We start from the raw sequence: 15961 nt of genomic DNA, 5'->3' as shown, positions 1-15961 counted from the left end.
CTGCCTGCTATAATCATAAGCAATGAAGAGTTTTTCGCAGATCCGCATCAGCGTGTTATACATGCTTATTTTCTTAGCAACCGCCACGGGATTCGCAGCTGCGACCTACGAGCTGGCCGACAGCGTCGAAGGTCACTATGCCGAGCTATCCATGCAGGTCGATAACATACGTGTCACCAAGCCCGAGCGCGTCGTCACCCTGCCCAAAGTCGCCACCCCTGTCATCGTCAAGAACGTCGCTGACATTACCCGCAACGACGGCAAATGGGTACTGGTCAACAAGACTAAGCGCCTGCCACTCGAATACATTCCTGCCGAACTGGTGCCCGTCACCGTCCCGCACCGTAACGAAAGCGATAAAAGCAGCCTCCGCCTGCACACGCTCGTCAAGTCACCACTCGAAACCTTGTTTGCCGACGCCAAAAAGGCTGGCCATACGCTGATGGTCAGTAGCGCCTACCGCTCCGCCAGCCTGCAACAGACCTATTTTAATGAGTACGTCTCGACACGCGGCCTGGCAATCGCCGAACGCTACAGCGCCCACCCCGGCGCCAGTGAGCACCAGACCGGCCTGGCCGTGGATGTCAGTACCGAGAACGAGCGCTGCTACGCCGGCGAGTGCTATATCGGTGCCGCCGCCAGCAAGTGGATCGCCGATAACGCCCACCGCTACGGCTTCGTCGTTCGCTATCAAAAGGGCAAAGAAGACATTACCGGCTACAACTATGAGCCGTGGCACCTGCGCTACTTCGGCGAGGAACTGGCTACCGCCCTGCATAGCAGCGGGATGGTCTATGAAGAGGTCGTGCCATACCTGCTTGGCGAAAAAGAGCACGAACACGTCCACGAAGATTAGCCCTGCGCGTGCAGTCTACAGTACGATGCCGGCCGGCAAGTAAAACGTCACGATACCGATGACGATAAGTACGACGTACTCAATTTTCCGGTCAATCTGAAAATGGTCATGTGCGGCGAACAGAAGGCCGGCGGCCAATCCAATAGGCAAAGAGTGAATTTCCACGAAACCGATTTCTACCGGAGCCGCCAGACGCAGCCATAGGCTGCCAAGAATGACATACAGGACCAGCTTCAATAGAAAAGCGCCGTCGCTCTGGTTTACCGCGGCCGTGACACTACTGGTATTCCGCGATCGGTTGCGCCGCGGAGAGGATGTTTTTGTTTTCATAATGCTTACGCCAAGTATGACACATCCTCTCCCCAGTCCGCAACCCACAGCCAGTTTTGGATGCGCCTAAGCGGCCAATGCGGCGCCGCCTGCCGGCTCGTCCCACGACCAGACCGGCACCATCTTCACCGATTTGACGCGCCAGCCATCCACAAGACGCTGCAACCGTATATGGTAGGCGCCGCCAAGCAGCCATTTGCCGCCGTCCGTGCGATGATGCACGGCCTGAAAGTACGTCGCAGCGTCCGCCTCGTCGCCGGAAATCTCAATCCGATGGTCTTTGAGCTGGTGCTCCATCGAGACAAACTCAGACAGCGAAATCCCGTGTACCGATTCCCATGCCTTCCGGTCTTTGAGCACCGGCATGTTGGATATTACTTCTTTGATCGCTGCGTGTTCGTGCCCTGTCCCTATCATGTACCCCCCTGCTTCATATACTTTATGATTAACCTTTACCAATATACCGCGACGCCAGCATTGGCAGAGTGAAAGATTTTACAGCGCCTTTCACAAAAAGCATATATTTTACAAAAAAGGCTATATATGATTTAGTCTTGTTCGTGGCAATCACACAAGGAGATCTGGAGAAACTATCCACCACGGAGTTCGTCACCTTCGACATCGGGCACCGGTACACCGAGCCGGCGCCGGAGGTGCACGCGAATTCCCGTCGAGGGTACGTCAGTGAACGGCGCCTGATTCATGCGGCCTGCGAGAGCAGCCGGGATGCCGAGCAGCTGACGCCGCTGTCGATCCGCGCCCTGCTGCAAGACCGCAGCCTGCTGGACGCCATCATTCAGACCATGACCAGCAAGGGGATGTACGCGCGCAACGACATCACGGACCTCATCCGTCAGGAGGTGAGCGCAGCCCGTCAGGATCCTGCCTACCGGCCTCGGCGGAGGTAAGGCGTACCTCCACGTTCCCATCCACACTTCCGTGCTCCGGGCACTGGTCTCATCGACCCAGTGTCCGGAGCACGGCCGACAACCTGCAACAAAAAAGAGGCCGAAGCCTCTTTTTCTTATGCCAAAAGTTTTTACATCCGGATTTCAGCGTCACAACCGGCTGGCAGGCTCAGGCTCTGCAGCGAGTCGATCGTCTTGGGCGTCGCGCCGATGATGTCAATGAGGCGCTTGTGTACGCGCATCTCGTACGCCTCGCCGCCCTTCTTGTAGACGTGCGGGCTCTTTACGACGGTAAAGGTGCTCTTGCGGGTTGGCAGCGGCACTGGGCCGGCAATGGTAGCGCCGGTGCGCAGCGCGGTGTCAATAATCTGCTTCGCAGACTGGTCAATTACCTTGTGGTCGTAGGCCTTGAGTCGGATGCGGATCCGTGGGGCCTGTACTTTGGCGTCAGCCATGGTTGGTACTCCTGTGCTATGCCGTAACCTCTCCCAGGGTCTCACTGGACGAGTTCTCGGCATCATTAGTAATAATAAGGCGCAGTATAGCCTGAAATGCAGTATAATTCAAGCTGCCTTCGTGCATCGCCACAAGAGAGGAATCAACAGTGTTACGTTTTACGGAATCGGACATCGCCGAGCGCACCGCGGCCATCCTGCTGCGTACCAGCGAGTGGGCGGCCGCCTCCGCCGAACGGGATCGCCGTGATCAGCGGCTGCGCAGCGGCACCGTCACTACCCTGCTCGATGAATTCGAAGCGCAGGTGCGGGACGCGTTCCGTGCGGGCCACAGCGAGGCTGTCATCACGCTGCCCTATCTGCTGGAAGACCCGCCGCTGTACGATGACCGCTATGCGGTCGTTTGCCGTGACCGCGGCGTGGCGCTGCATAGCCAGCTGCTCCCTCAGTTCGCGAAGCGCTTTGGTTCAGACGCCCAGCTGTCCATTAGCATGGGATTGCAGCACGATGCCGGCGTCAGACCCATCGAAGTCACCCTCACCATCATCTTCGCTCCGTCTGGCGCCTGAGCAGCACCCCGCCGATGCCACGCGGCACGGCGGGGTGTCTCACATACCTTGCACGCGGCCAAGCCGCTTACAGTTGACTTTTATACTTAAAACTTGTACATTATGCATGCACTCGCGGCTTTTACGCCGTGGGTAACCATACCCGTTCGATCGACAAGGAGACACTCACTTGTCCGCACCGCAACTCCCCGTCAACCGGGGCGTGCAGGTCCGAATCTTTGCCTTCGTAGTTGTACTACTGGGCGCTTTGATCGGACCGTTGGTGACGGTAGGCACCGCCCACGCCGTCACCAACAGCCTGCCGTTGCCCATCGTGGAGGTGACGAATGCAACCAACGTCCCCGATGAACCGGGCGTCTTCTGGCGCTCCGGTCCCAAGTGGGACACGGTTCAGGCCGTTGCTGGCTCGGCCCTCCAAAACGGCAACAAGCTCCAACTGAAGTGCTTCGAGCACGGCGGGCCTGTCCCGCCGCACTTCAGCAATGAGCTGTGGTACAAGGCCGTGGTTGTCGAAGGCAGCGTCCACAAGGCCACCGGCATGGTGAACGACTACTTCCTCGTCACCCCCACGGCCAAGCCGCAGGACCCGATGCCGGGTGTGCCGCCCTGCAGCGTCACGCCGCTCGACGACGTGCCGATCAGCGCCTTCCGAGGCCTCGATCCCGGCACCGGCTTCGGCTTCTTCACCTGGGGCAGCTGCACCGTGCAGGACTTCCGGTACGGCAAGAACGGCGACCTCGTCGTCAGCCGTGGCGCAGCGCCCGGCGAGTTCTTCGTGCTGGGCGGTCCGGCCCTGGCCGGCTGGCACGCAAACGGCGGCGCCACCGGCCCGCTGGGCTGCCCCATCTCGCCGATGCTGAAGAGCCCTGACGGCACGGAGCAGTTCGTCGACTTCAACGGCGGCAAGCTGTGGTGGCGCAAGGCAGACAAGGTCGCCCTCCGCCTCTGAGCGAACCGCGCTCGCCACGAACGGAAGAACGCGCCGGACCGTAGTTCGTCCGGCAGGCCCCGTCTACGCATGCGACCAGTGTGCGTGGCGGGGCCGTCTTCATGTCTATGCTTGCTTTTAGTATGATTCGCTGGTACCGTAGTGTTGCGCCTCCGCAGTGACGGAGGTGGTCCTGTCCGTTCGGCACGATGAGGTGAACCCTTGTCCGACTCGCACAACCCTGACGCCCCGACGGCGCGACGGCGCGGCGCGCTGCAGCTGGTGCTGCTGTTCCTGGCGAGCACCATTCTCAGCTTGGCAGCGGCCGGCACCGCCACCGCCCAGCCCGTCAGTGAACCCGAGGGCGGGCCCGAACTGCCGGTGGTGACGGTCACCAACGCATCGGACGGCGTCTTCTGGCGGCTCGACTCCTACTGGGGCTCGTCCGTCAACCACCCCGGGGCCGGCGTCTACGACGGCGACCGGGTGCGCCTGGAGTGCTACAAGTGGGGCAACGTCGTCCCGCCGCTCAACAACAACGGGCTGTGGTACCAGGCCACGGTCATCTCCGGCCGCGGCACGGGATCGGGCATGGTCAACGACCACTTCCTGATCACGGGCTTCGACCTGCCGGAGATCCTGCTGCCCAACGTCCCGCCGTGCGAGGAGTACCGACTCCCGCAGGGACGGGTGGCGTAGCCGTACCAACCGGCACTGGCCCCGGCGGCGTTTGCTGCCGGGGCCTTCTCTTAATTATGATTTTGTGGTGTAATACTTTATTAGTACTAGCACTCGCCGTCATTACGGCCCCGACTCAGAAATGAGACAGTATGTATCTTCCGCTCGGTTTCACCCCCAACCTCACCTTCTCTACTGCCCTTGCGCGCCTGCGTGAGCTGAGAGGCGTGCCGGACGAGCTGCTGCCCGAAGTCTGGCAGACCGTCGGCAATGAAGTGCGCTTCTGGCAACTGGTCAATATGGCCTACAGCCGGACGCAGGCCACTCCCCCGGTTTCGACAGGCGCCGAACTGCTGCGCATCGCGGCCCGCTTTTACGCGGCGGGCATCCGCGACACTACTGGCACGCTGCGCAAGCATGTCGCGGAGGTACTCCAGGAAATTTCCCTGGTACGACGCGCCCACCAGTTCGCCGCCAGTCTCCCAGCTGGTTCGGACAGCTACCGTGAACGGGCCACCGGACTCATGGAGTTCGTCTTGGCGCAGACGCCGCTGCCGCCATCGACATCACCGGACAGATGGGCGGCATCTATAGTCAGCCTCGATCACGAGATTGCGCGTTGGCGGAACGGCGAAGCGGCAAATCCTGAGTATGTGGCCGAGTGCCTACAGTCGCTTCTGCTCCTCCCCGAGGACATCGGCCTGACGCAGGAAGAGTTCGAGCGATGGCTGAACGAGGACTGCGACGAACAGGAGGGCGAACCCGCAACCAGCACACCCTAGTACCGCCCCGCGCGGTCACGCACACTCCGCTCTCGACGGGTGTCCTGCGTGACTACGTGGGGCATTTGTCGTTTTGCGACATTCGCATCCAGGTATCAGAATACGCACAAAGCAAGAAAAACGCCCCCGGTTGAGGGCGTTTTTCAAATGGCAGACTGTTACTACTTGGTGATAGAAGTAACAACACCGGCACCAACGGTGCGGCCGCCTTCGCGGATAGCAAAGCGCAGACCCTGGTCCATAGCAATCGGAGCCAGCAGCTTGACCTTGAAGGTGATGGTGTCACCAGGCATGACCATTTCCTTGTCAGCCGGGAGCTCAACCTCACCGGTAACGTCGGTGGTGCGGAAGTAGAACTGCGGCTTGTAACCCTTAAAGAACGGGGTGTGGCGGCCGCCTTCTTCCTTGGTCAGGACGTAGACCTCGGCGTCGAACTCGGTGTGAGGAGTAACGGAACCCGGCTTGGCGATAACCTGGCCGCGCTCGATGTCGTCGCGCTCAACACCACGGAGCAGCAGACCGGCGTTGTCACCAGCCTGGCCCTGGTCCAGCTGCTTCTTGAAAGCTTCGATACCGGTAACGACAGTCTTGCGGGTGTCGCGGATACCGATGACTTCAACTTCGTCGTTCAGCTTGACGATACCAGTCTCGATACGGCCGGTAGCAACAGTACCACGACCCTTGATCGAGAAGACGTCTTCGATAGGCATCAGGAATGGCTTGTCGAGGTCACGCTCTGGCTGTGGGATGTAGTCGTCCATAGCCTTGACCAGTTCCATAATGCGGTCGCCCCACTCGCTGTTCGGGTCTTCGAGGGCCTTGAGGGCAGAACCCTTGATGATCGGACAGTCACGGTCGAAGCTCTGCTTGGCAAGCAGGTCGCGGACATCTTCCTCAACCAGCTCGACGAGCTCTTCGTCGGCCATGTCCATCTTGTTCAGGAAGACCAGGATCTTCGGTACGCCAACCTGGCGGGCCAGCAGGACGTGCTCGCGGGTCTGAGGCATCGGGCCGTCAGCAGCGGAGACGACCAGGACGGCGCCATCGATCTGGGCAGCACCGGTAATCATGTTCTTGACGTAGTCAGCGTGACCAGGCATGTCGACGTGAGCGTAGTGGCGTGCTTCGCTTTCGTATTCCTGGTGAGAAGTAGCGATGGTAATACCACGCTGGCGCTCTTCTGGAGCATTGTCAATCTGGTCGTAAGCGATAGACTTGTTGACGTCACTTGGCAGCTTAGCAGCAAGAACGGCAGTAATCGCAGCGGTTAGGGTTGTTTTACCGTGGTCGACGTGGCCCATAGTACCGACGTTGACGTGAGGCTTGGAGCGGTCAAATTGTGATGCTGCCATATAAGGTGTCTCTCCCTTGTATTAAGTTATATACATTAAAAATCGTTTGAAGTGTTGCGACCTCAAGACGTATGAGGCAATTATATACATCTGTTGTGTATCTGTAAAGATGAAAACTCCGCCCCGAGGAGCGAAGCTTCCATCCCACGGGAAGTCACTCCTCCTGGGCGGAGGGGTCGGCCTGCAGTGCGCCGTACACCTCGTTCAGCAGCTCACCCGCCTGTTCGGGCGAGAGAGACGTGGCCGACACGGCAGCACCGCCTGGCGCCGACTCGATGCTCAGCTCCAGCTGGTGGTGCGAGCTGACGAGTCCCTTTGTGCCGAGGACGGCGCGTAGCAACAGACGGTGACCGATGGCGACCGGGTCCTGGGCGCAGACCACCAGTGCCAGCAGCTGCTCGCCGTTCGTGTTGTCGAGCAGAATCGGCTCGGTCAGGTGCTGGCCCTTGCCGGCGAGGATGCCTCGAAGCTTGTCGGTGAAGGCTTCCAGTTCGACCTCCTTGCCAAGGTCGAACCGACGGATCGGCCAAAGTTCGCGCATGATCACTCCTTCGTGACGGGAACTGCGTACGGCCAGCATTACATCACAGATATATACTAGAAGCAAGAAGAAACCTCATGGTGCAGTGAAAAGGGACCGCTGGCTGCGGCCCCTTGTCGCCTACTCGATCCACCCCTTGGTGCGGGCTGCGTCCTCCGGCGAACCGAAGGCACCCTCCCCTTGCCCCAGCTCGATGCTGTGCTCGGCGGGGTTGCAGGTGACGTCGCCTGGATCGCAGATCCACAGGCGGTAGCGCAGGCCGGCCTCCCTCAGCATGCCGAGGAAGAACGGCAGGCCGCTGCTCAGCTCACGCGTACGCCGGTCCAGCTCCGCATCCACCGGGATGATCTTGGCAGTCAGCCAGAACCGACGCCCGCCGATGGTGATGGTGGCGGTCGCCCGGGCCAGCCCGGCCTCAAAGTCGCTCCAGCTGTGCCCCGCGTTCAGGACCCGCCAGCGGGCCCAGGTTGGCCGCATGGCCAGCAGCGACAGGTCGACCGCCAGGGCGATCGGCATAGTCACCCGCTTGTACACGGCCGTCTTGCGCAGCCGGGCCAGCGGGCCGAGCGAAGCGCTGGCAGCCTCTTGAGGCTGACCGTCTTCGGTCCCCAGCCAGCCCCGCGCCTGCACCTCCTGCAGCAGATTGGTGACCACGCCCGGTTCGACCGAGATGGTGATGGCGTACTTGAACTGCATCCGCTGCACGGCCGGGCTGATGCGCCACACCCAGAATTCCGCGCGTGACCATTCAGCGACGCGCGGCACGCCCGGCAGCGTTTCGAGCAGCCGAGTGAACAGCCTGTTCCGGAACGGCAACGCCGCCAGCGGGTTGTCGTGCGGCCAGCTCTTGGCCATCACCCAGAAGGTCTGGCCGCCGATGCGGATGGCACGGTATGCCTCAGCCTCGCCGCGGTCGAACTGTTCCCAGGTCTTGTCCTCGCGCACCAGCCGCCACAGGCCGGCAGATCGCAGCTTGGTCTTGCCGTACAACTGCAGGTCGAGCCATGGACGCACAGCAGGTGATGCCATGGGTCGCTCCCCTCTGTTGATTGTAGTCGGACATATTTAAAGTAACATCATTGGCAGGCTTGTCAAGAATTGAAACGGGAGCCGCGCACAGATGGCACGGCTCCCGGTGACGATGGCTGCGGCTAGGCACCCAGCCCTTCGTCATGCGGCTCCATGAAGAACACCCTTCTCCACGCCTCCCGAGGGGTCAGTTCGGCGGTTTCGCCTTCAGCTTGTTCACTGGCGGCGCGGGCTTGCTGCACCTCCTCCTTCCAGGCGTACAGCTTGGCCCGCCGGACGCCCAGGAGGCGCGCCAGATGAGCGATGTTCACCGTGCCCGAGTCCATCAGGGCGACGACAATCTGCTTCCTGATGAGCTCCAGGTCCTCCATGCGTTCTCCCAGGATCACGGCGCAGTCAGCTGCGGCCTCGATGCCCAGGCGGGTCTTGTCCTGATCGCCGAAGACGAGCCGCGCCAGCTCGGGTGAAATGATCATGATACTCCTTGAGGTCTGACCGGTTGCGATTTGAGATTGTATAACAATAAGTGCATCAAAAAGACCACCCGTACTGAGTGGTCTTTTTGGAGCTAAGTGGCGGACTACGCCGAGCGCTTCGCAATCACCTCAGCCGCAACGTTCGGCGGTACTTCCTCGTACTGAGCAAGCTCCATCGAGCTGGCGGCGCGGCCCTGGGTCATGGAACGCAGGTCGGTAGTGTAGCCGAACATGCTTGCCAGTGGCACCATGGCAGTCACCATCTTGGCGCCCATGCGGTCATCCATGCTTTCGATGCGGCCGCGGCGGCTGTTAAGGTCGCCGATGACGTCGCCCATGAACTCCTCGGGAGTCAGGACTTCTACCTTCATGATCGGCTCAAGCAGGGCCGGGTTGGCCTTCTTGACACCTTCTTTGGTCGCCATCGAGCCAGCCATCTTGAAGGCCATTTCGTTGGAGTCGACGTCGTGGTAGGAACCATCATAGAGGGTGGCCTTGACATCGACGACCGGGAAGCCGGCGATGACACCGCCGTTCAGGGTCTGAATAATGCCTTCCTGTACCGGCTTGCGGTATTCCTGTGGTACGACACCACCCTTGATCTCGTCAAAGAACTCAAAGCCCTTGCCGGTCTCGTTCGGAGCCAGGCGCAGCCAGACATGGCCGTACTGGCCGCGGCCACCGGACTGCTTGACGTACTTGCCTTCGATTTCGACTTCTTTCTTGATGGTCTCACGATAGGCAACCTGTGGCTGACCGACAGTCGCTTCCACCTTGAACTCACGCTTCATGCGGTCGACGATGATCTCCAGGTGGAGCTCGCCCATACCGCTGATGATGGTCTGGGCGGTTTCAGGGTCGGTGTGGACGCGGAAGGTCGGGTCTTCTTCGGCCAGGCGCTGCAGAGCGATACTCATCTTTTCCTGGTCGGCCTTGGTCTTCGGCTCGATAGCGATGGAGACCGGCGGTTCGGGGAATTCGATGCTCTCGAGGATGATCGGGTTGGCCGGGTCGGTCAGGGTCGTACCGGTCGTGGTGTTCTTGAGGCCGACGACGGCGGCGATGTCACCGGCGACGACTTCGTTGACGTCTTCGCGCTTGTCGGCGTGCATACGGACGATGCGGCCGATGCGCTCCTTTTCGCCGGTGCTGGCGTTGAGGATGTACGAACCGGCAGTCAGCTTACCGCTGTAGACACGGACGAAGATCAGACGGCCGACGAAGGGGTCGGTGGCGATCTTGAAGGCCAGAGAGGCCAGCGGCTCGCCGGCATCCGCCTTGCGGCTGATTTCATCACCGGTCTTGGCGTGCGTACCCCAGACCTGACCGATGTCGGTCGGGCTTGGCAGGTATTCAGTCACGAGGTCGAGGACCTTCTCGACGATGACGCCACGGCCATCACCGCCGGTGACGATGTAGAACTCACCGGTCAGGACGCTCTTGCGGATAGCGGCCTTCAGCTCGTCTTCGGTGATGCTGGCTTCGCCGCCGTCGAGGTACTTCTCGAACAGGGCGTCGTCAGCTTCGACCGCGGCTTCGACCAGCAAGGTGCGGGCGTTCTTGGCGCGTTCCAGCATGTCGGCCGGAATCTCGCCTTCTACCAAGGACTTGTCGGAGAACTCCTTATAGGTGTATGCCTTCATGTTGACCAGGTCCACGACACCGTTGATGTCCTTTTCGAACCCGATCGGCAGGTGGATCGGCAGGGCGCGGCGGCTCAGGCGCTGGTGCAGGCTTTCGAGAGACTTGTAGAAGTCGCCGCCGGTCTGGTTGATCTTGTTGATGAAACAGATACGCGGGACACCGTACTTGTTGGCCTGGCGCCAGACAGTCTCGGTCTGGGCCTCGACGCCCATCTTGCCGTCAAAGACGACGACGGCGCCGTCCAGGACGCGCAGAGAGCGCTCGACCTCGACGGTAAAGTCGATGTGGCCCGGGGTGTCGATGATGTTGATCTTGTGGTCTTTCCAGAAACAGGTGACGGCGGCGCTGGTAATGGTGATACCGCGCTCGCGCTCCTGCTCCATCCAGTCGGTGGTCGTCTCACCTTCGTGGACGGCACCGATCTTGTGGCTCAGGCCGGTGCGGTACAGGATACCTTCGGTCGTCGTCGTCTTACCGGCGTCGATGTGGGCGATGATACCGATATTGCGGTACCGGCTGAGTGGAATGTTTTGTGCTGCCATTCAGTAGTAGCTTTCCTTTTGATTACAGTGCTAAAAGTATTACCCGCGGGCAAAGTGGGCAAAGGCGCGGTTGGCCTCGGCCATCTTGTGGGTGTCTTCCTTCTTCTTGAAGGCGGCACCGGCCTGGTTGTAGGCGTCTGCCAGCTCGGCAGCCAGGCGCTGGTTGTACGGCATGCCCTTCTTGGCACGGGCGGCCTGCACCAGCCACATGAAGGCGTAGTGCTGGGCGCGGTGGCCGCTGATTGGGAAGGGGATCTGGTAGTTGGCGCCACCGACGCGGCGGCTCTTGACCTCGACGTTGGGGGTGATGTTCTTCATGGCGGCCTCAAACAGCTCAAGCGGGTTCTCCAGCTTCAGCTTCTTGGCAGCGATTTCCAGGGCTTCGTAGACCTGGCGCTCGGCCAGCTGCTTCTTGCCGTCGAGCATGCTCTTGTTAATGAGGCGCTGAACCTGGGCCGAGTTGTAGATACGGTCGCCGTTCAGCTTGCGCTGCAATGACTTGGTTTTCTTGCGAGGCATTACTTCTTGCCCTCCTTCTTAGCGCCGTACTTGCTGCGGGCGTTCTTGCGGTCTTTGACACCCTGGAGGTCCAGTGCGCCGCGGACGACGTGGTAACGGACACCAGGAAGGTCTGGTACACGGCCGCCACGGATGATGACGACGGCGTGCTCCTGTAGGTTGTGGCCTTCGCCCCCGATGTAGGCCCAGACTTCGTGGCCGTTCATCAGGCGGACGCGGGCGACCTTACGCAGAGCCGAGTTCGGCTTCTTTGGGGTCTTGGTGGTCACGCGGACACAGACACCACGCTTCAGCGGGGCGTTGCGGTCGTAGTATTTGACCTTAAGGGCGTTGTAGATGCGGCCCAGTGCCGGAGACTTGCTCTTCTTGCCGGCAGTCTTGCGGGGCTTGCGCACTAACTGGTTGATAGTAGGCATTCCTAAAATGACTCCATTGGTTAGTGCCAGACAGCCTGATTACACACTAATCAGACGGGTGGCACGCTTATGATTGGACGCCTATGCGCGTATCCGGTCGGGTCAGCACTCCGTTCCAGATAGCCGTAGGCAGAAACTCTAGAGATATTATAGCAATAAAAGTGGAAAGCGTCTAGAGGCGCACGTCCGTACCAGTAACTATTGACTTCTTGCACGTCTAATGATGATATATGCACACAGCCAGCGCACTCGGCACTGGCCCGACATGGGAGCTCCTATGTGGTTTTGGATACGCCTGGCCTTGGTGTTGAGCGCAGGCGCGCTTGTTCTGGCCGGCTGCGGCGGCAGCACCCCCGGTGCGCCCGCACCCAGCGGCGAAGCGACTGCCAGCGCCGAAGCCGCCCCGCCACCCGCGGGCGCACCCGAGAGCACCAGCCCGGACGCGCGGCCCGACGAGACCGAGGTCTACCCCAAGACCGGCTTCGTCGACGGCGTCGTCTGGCAGCCCGGCGGCCAGCCCGTCTGCGACGAGAAGCACGGCAAGCCCGTCGAGATCAACCTGATGGGCAACCTCGATGCCGACGGCGTCATCATCGCCGGCCGGCAGCTGCCGGACGGGCTGCACGTCACCTTCACCGGCCAGCCTGCACCCTTCACGGGGGCCATCGTCAACGACAGCGTCGTCGTCGACCTGCCTGAAGGCCTGGGCAGCGACATCAGGACCATCAAGTTCCTCGGCCGCGACTTCGGCGCCAACGACAAGGTGGTGCTCTGCGGCGGCAGGCCCGTGTAGTACCCGTCCCCGGCCGCGCCGGAGACACCGGCGGTCGTCCACCCGGACGGCCGCCTTTTCAATCGCCTGCACCGCCACAAAGAGAAAGGCACGCCCCACGGACGGGAACGTGCCTGGCATGCTCTCTGCGACCAGCGCTCATGTGCCTACCTCCGGCATCGGGTGGTGCGGGCGTACTACTGCAGAGTACTTACTCTTTTATTATATCACACTTTTCAATATTTGTCCACTGACACAGGACCCTGTGCTTTCAGGAAGTTCCCGACCGCAGTAGAGAGCATCGCTGTTTCGGAGGCAGCGGTCAGACTGGCGATATGTGGCGTCACCACCACCCGCTCGTGTGCCAGCAGCGCCGGATTGACGTGCGGCTCACCTTCCACGGTATCGGCGACGTAGTACAGGTTCTTCGACTGAATGGCAGCCAACAGTGCCGTCTCGTCGACGATGCCGCCGCGGGCTGCGTTGATAAGCAGGGCGCCTTCTTTCATCAGGGCCAGCTTATCGTCATTGATGAGGTGTCTGGTCTCGTCGGTCAGCGGCAGGTGCAGCGAGACAATGTCGGCTTGAGCCAGCAGCTCATCCAGTGCAAGCATGGTCGCGCCGTACTGGGTGACGGTTTCGGCGGTCAGGAACGGGTCGTACACATAAAATTCACTCGCGCCCAGTCCGGCCAGTTTCTGCTTGAGCAGCTTGCCGATATTGCCGAACCCGACGATACCGACGGATTGCTCACTGATGCTGGTTCCACTGAAGTCAAAGCGCCGCCAGCTACTGACCCGTTGCTCATCCAGCAGGTAAAGCCGGCGGCGGACATGCAGGATCATGGCGGTCACATACTCAGCGGCGGCATCAGCGTTGGCTCCAGGCGCGTTATAGACCTTGATGCCGGCAGTTTCGCAATACTTAGTGTCGACGTTATCCAAACCGGTACCCATACGGATCACCGCCTTTAGCTGCGGAAATTTCTGACACACCTCCGGCGTGACGGTCGTGGCGGTACGGATGATGAGCACCTGCGCCCGGGAGGTGAAATCGCCGGCGAAGGTGGGGTGTCCGGCGGTGATGGCATAGCTGTCTGCCGGCAGCAGCTGCCGCAGCTGATCAAGGTTAATGGCACCGGGTTCGGTAACGTAGACTTCTTGCATGATACTCCCCTATTTAGCAACCGTGGCGAACAGCGCTTCCCAGTTGCGGGCGAAGCGTTCGATACCGAAGCGCTCCTGAGCATACTGGCGGGCACTCCTGCTTAGGTGTTTGGCATGCTCTGGATTATCAAGCAGCAGCTGCATTTTTTCAATCAGTTCCTGCGGATCGGTGGCGATATAGCCGTTCTTACCATTCGTGATGACCGTCGCCATCTCAGTGGTCGCCAGTCCGACGATAGGCAGGCCGACCATCATGGCTTCACAGACGGCCAGGCCCAGGCTGGTATAGCGGATGGGATTGAAGAAAAAGCGATAGTGGCTCGCGTAGCGGGCAATCTTGTGCGGCTGCACCTCCCCGCTGCCGCCGATGTCGGTAGCACCCATGCCTACTAGCTCGAGCGGTACTTGCCCGCGCACCGTCTCAAAAACGTCCAGCCCAAGACGACGGCCGCGCTTCCCAAGGTTATTGACGACGACCAGGCCTTTGGCGACTTCGCCCGTATACGTCACGTCTTCCGGCACCATGACGCCGTGTTCGATGACGGTGCTGGGCGTGCGGTTATTGTCCCACATCAGCTGGTTGAAATGGGTGACATGGACCAGCTGCACCTGCGGGTCGTCCACGAAATGTTTCGTATCAGTGGGGTGCTCCTGCGGCGGGTCATGCTCCAGATAGATTTTTGGCAGGTTGCGCTGTGCTTCGCTGAGTATTTCGTACTGATCGTTTAGGTAGTTCTTTCGGTGCTGAAACAGGATGATGTCGAACGTGTGGTTCTTGACCTCGTCAATTGGAATCTCATGGACATTCTCGCCCCACGGGAAGGTGCCGGCCCGGCCGCCATATCCTTCGCCCTCACCTTTCGGCAGGTAGAACTCAACATCGGCCTGTGTCAGGTAATACAGGTAACTGCCGTGGATATGCCAGGTAAAGACTCGTAACTTATTACTCATGATGGGCTCCTTTCAGTAATTCGGTCGCTTTGTTCAATACGGTCGTGGGCGTGGCCCAATCGAGCGTCAGATATGGATGGCGCTGCTGGTCGAGTGCGGCCCAGACAGCCGGGTCGGCCGTCGTGAAGATGGTGACACTGGGCGTATCGGTGGCAACGGCCATATGTGCCACGCCGGTGTCATTGCTGACCAGCAGGCGGCTGTGGCGCAGCAGTGCCGCCAGCGTACCCAGGTCTGTCTTGCCGGCCAGGTCTATGGCATCGGATTTCATGCCGGCGGCCACCTGGCCCGTCAGCCCGCGCTCTTGTTCGGATCCGGTCAGGACGATGGTGAGTCCCGTCTCTGCCAGCCGGTCGGCCACCACGGAGAACTGCTCTGCCGGCCAGCGGGCGTTGCTGAACGCTCCTGGATGGATGCAGGCATATGGCTGGGACTGCGGATTGAATAAGGCCTTGAGCCGCCGCTGATCCTCGTCGCTCATGGGAAATTCCAGCTTCTCGCCTTGGTTCTTGATACCGAGGAACTCCATCAGCGCGAGATGCTGTAGAATTTCGGGCTGGCCTTCGGGATGGGCCATGAACCACTGCCGGTTGGGCCAGTAGCCTTCCGGTATGGCATAGCCGGCTGTGCGTCGGGCACCAAACAGCGCCACCAGGGCATTCGTACTGGAGCCGTTGCCGTGCATCTGTATCGCCAGGTCGTATGTACCGGCCTGCATCCGCTGCAAAAACTCCACCACCCTGGCCGGGTCGGCCTCTTGCTGGGGCAACGGCGGATAGCCTGGAAAGTCTATGTAGCCGTCTATGTAGCTGGTGTAGCGCTGCACAAGTTCACGAGTCATCGGCAAGCCGATGTAGTCGATGTGCGCCCTCGGAAAGGCGGCACGGAGCGCTCTCAACGCTGGTATGGCCACCAACACATCTCCCAGGCGCAGGGCGCGGAAGACGGCGATCTTGTTGATGGGTTCGTGGGTAATATCGGCCATAGATGTTCTGGCGGCAGTATATGACTGGCGGCGTGGTACGGCTATGAGATTTTATACAGTCG

Annotated in this window: 20 protein-coding genes; 7 read left to right on the top strand and 13 right to left on the bottom strand. The window is 60.5% G+C overall.

Features of this window, described 5'->3' with window-relative positions; all coding sequences use genetic code 11:
* Window positions 1–22: 22 nt before the first annotated feature.
* Window positions 23–856 carry a M15 family metallopeptidase gene (locus JNJ66_03285; protein MBL8159455.1) on the top strand — a complete coding sequence of 278 codons (834 nt, stop codon included), beginning with the start codon at window positions 23–25 and terminating at the stop codon, window positions 854–856.
* A 15-nt stretch (window positions 857–871) separates the two neighbouring features.
* Here JNJ66_03285 and JNJ66_03280 read toward each other — a convergent pair whose 3' ends face one another.
* Window positions 872–1186 (bottom strand): hypothetical protein, encoded by a 315-nt coding sequence (locus JNJ66_03280; protein ID MBL8159454.1) that lies wholly within the window; start codon window positions 1184–1186, stop codon window positions 872–874.
* A 66-nt stretch (window positions 1187–1252) separates the two neighbouring features.
* Window positions 1253–1603, bottom strand: a complete 351-nt coding sequence (locus JNJ66_03275) for a nuclear transport factor 2 family protein (GenBank protein ID MBL8159453.1) — start codon at window positions 1601–1603, stop codon at window positions 1253–1255.
* A gap of 143 nt (window positions 1604–1746) precedes the next feature.
* Here JNJ66_03275 and JNJ66_03270 point away from each other — a divergent pair, with 143 nt between their 5' ends.
* Complete coding sequence (locus JNJ66_03270) at window positions 1747–2094, top strand: hypothetical protein (GenBank protein MBL8159452.1); 348 nt, start codon at window positions 1747–1749, stop codon at window positions 2092–2094.
* A gap of 131 nt (window positions 2095–2225) precedes the next feature.
* Here the strand turns inward: JNJ66_03270 and rpsJ are convergent, their stop codons facing one another.
* On the bottom strand, window positions 2226–2549 hold the full coding sequence (gene rpsJ / locus JNJ66_03265; GenBank protein ID MBL8159451.1) for a 30S ribosomal protein S10: 324 nt from the start codon (window positions 2547–2549) through the stop codon (window positions 2226–2228).
* A gap of 149 nt (window positions 2550–2698) precedes the next feature.
* Between rpsJ and JNJ66_03260 the strand changes: the two genes are divergently transcribed.
* The 4 genes from JNJ66_03260 to JNJ66_03245 all read left to right on the top strand — a co-directional run bounded on the left by JNJ66_03260 (window position 2699) and on the right by JNJ66_03245 (window position 5506).
* Window positions 2699–3118, top strand: a complete 420-nt coding sequence (locus tag JNJ66_03260) for a hypothetical protein (GenBank protein ID MBL8159450.1) — start codon at window positions 2699–2701, stop codon at window positions 3116–3118.
* A gap of 169 nt (window positions 3119–3287) precedes the next feature.
* The gene (locus tag JNJ66_03255) at window positions 3288–4067 is read left to right on the top strand and encodes a hypothetical protein (protein ID MBL8159449.1); all 780 of its coding nucleotides are present in this window, start codon (window positions 3288–3290) and stop codon (window positions 4065–4067) included.
* Window positions 4068–4268: 201 nt separating this feature from the next.
* Entirely contained in the window at window positions 4269–4745 is a 477-nt protein-coding gene (locus JNJ66_03250) for a hypothetical protein (GenBank protein ID MBL8159448.1), read from the top strand.
* A gap of 131 nt (window positions 4746–4876) precedes the next feature.
* Complete coding sequence (locus tag JNJ66_03245; protein ID MBL8159447.1) at window positions 4877–5506, top strand: hypothetical protein; 630 nt, start codon at window positions 4877–4879, stop codon at window positions 5504–5506.
* A gap of 161 nt (window positions 5507–5667) precedes the next feature.
* Here JNJ66_03245 and tuf read toward each other — a convergent pair whose 3' ends face one another.
* The 7 genes from tuf to rpsL form a co-directional block, all read right to left on the bottom strand.
* Complete coding sequence (tuf, locus tag JNJ66_03240) at window positions 5668–6858, bottom strand: elongation factor Tu (GenBank protein MBL8159446.1); 1191 nt, start codon at window positions 6856–6858, stop codon at window positions 5668–5670.
* A gap of 154 nt (window positions 6859–7012) precedes the next feature.
* On the bottom strand, window positions 7013–7399 hold the full coding sequence (locus JNJ66_03235) for a hypothetical protein (GenBank protein MBL8159445.1): 387 nt from the start codon (window positions 7397–7399) through the stop codon (window positions 7013–7015).
* Between the two features lie 120 nt (window positions 7400–7519).
* Window positions 7520–8428: a hypothetical protein gene (locus tag JNJ66_03230; protein ID MBL8159444.1), complete on the bottom strand. Its 909-nt coding sequence runs from the start codon at window positions 8426–8428 to the stop codon at window positions 7520–7522.
* 122 nt (window positions 8429–8550) lie between these two features.
* On the bottom strand, window positions 8551–8904 hold the full coding sequence (locus JNJ66_03225) for a hypothetical protein (protein ID MBL8159443.1): 354 nt from the start codon (window positions 8902–8904) through the stop codon (window positions 8551–8553).
* Between the two features lie 104 nt (window positions 8905–9008).
* Window positions 9009–11090: an elongation factor G gene (gene fusA / locus JNJ66_03220; protein MBL8159442.1), complete on the bottom strand. Its 2082-nt coding sequence runs from the start codon at window positions 11088–11090 to the stop codon at window positions 9009–9011.
* A 39-nt stretch (window positions 11091–11129) separates the two neighbouring features.
* The gene (gene rpsG / locus JNJ66_03215) at window positions 11130–11609 is read right to left on the bottom strand and encodes a 30S ribosomal protein S7 (protein MBL8159441.1); all 480 of its coding nucleotides are present in this window, start codon (window positions 11607–11609) and stop codon (window positions 11130–11132) included.
* Window positions 11609–12025, bottom strand: a complete 417-nt coding sequence (rpsL, locus tag JNJ66_03210; protein ID MBL8159440.1) for a 30S ribosomal protein S12 — start codon at window positions 12023–12025, stop codon at window positions 11609–11611. Before rpsL ends, rpsG begins: the two co-directional genes overlap by 1 nt.
* Before the next feature lie 277 nt (window positions 12026–12302).
* Here rpsL and JNJ66_03205 point away from each other — a divergent pair, with 277 nt between their 5' ends.
* Window positions 12303–12818 (top strand): hypothetical protein, encoded by a 516-nt coding sequence (locus tag JNJ66_03205; GenBank protein ID MBL8159439.1) that lies wholly within the window; start codon window positions 12303–12305, stop codon window positions 12816–12818.
* Window positions 12819–13033: 215 nt separating this feature from the next.
* On the opposite strand, the gene JNJ66_03200 is transcribed toward JNJ66_03205, so the two are convergent.
* The 3 genes from JNJ66_03200 to JNJ66_03190 are packed head-to-tail and all read right to left on the bottom strand — an operon-like array spanning window position 13034 to window position 15899.
* Complete coding sequence (locus tag JNJ66_03200) at window positions 13034–13963, bottom strand: hypothetical protein (GenBank protein MBL8159438.1); 930 nt, start codon at window positions 13961–13963, stop codon at window positions 13034–13036.
* 9 nt (window positions 13964–13972) lie between these two features.
* The gene (locus JNJ66_03195) at window positions 13973–14914 is read right to left on the bottom strand and encodes a glycosyltransferase family 4 protein (GenBank protein ID MBL8159437.1); all 942 of its coding nucleotides are present in this window, start codon (window positions 14912–14914) and stop codon (window positions 13973–13975) included.
* Window positions 14907–15899 (bottom strand): glycosyltransferase family 9 protein, encoded by a 993-nt coding sequence (locus JNJ66_03190; protein MBL8159436.1) that lies wholly within the window; start codon window positions 15897–15899, stop codon window positions 14907–14909. Before JNJ66_03190 ends, JNJ66_03195 begins: the two co-directional genes overlap by 8 nt.
* Window positions 15900–15961: the final 62 nt, after the last annotated feature.

The sequence above is a fragment of the Candidatus Saccharibacteria bacterium genome (assembly GCA_016789455.1).
In the GTDB taxonomy this organism is placed as follows: domain Bacteria; phylum Patescibacteriota; class Saccharimonadia; order Saccharimonadales; family Saccharimonadaceae; genus CAIJKY01.
This window is presented reverse-complemented; position numbering and strand designations above follow the sequence as displayed.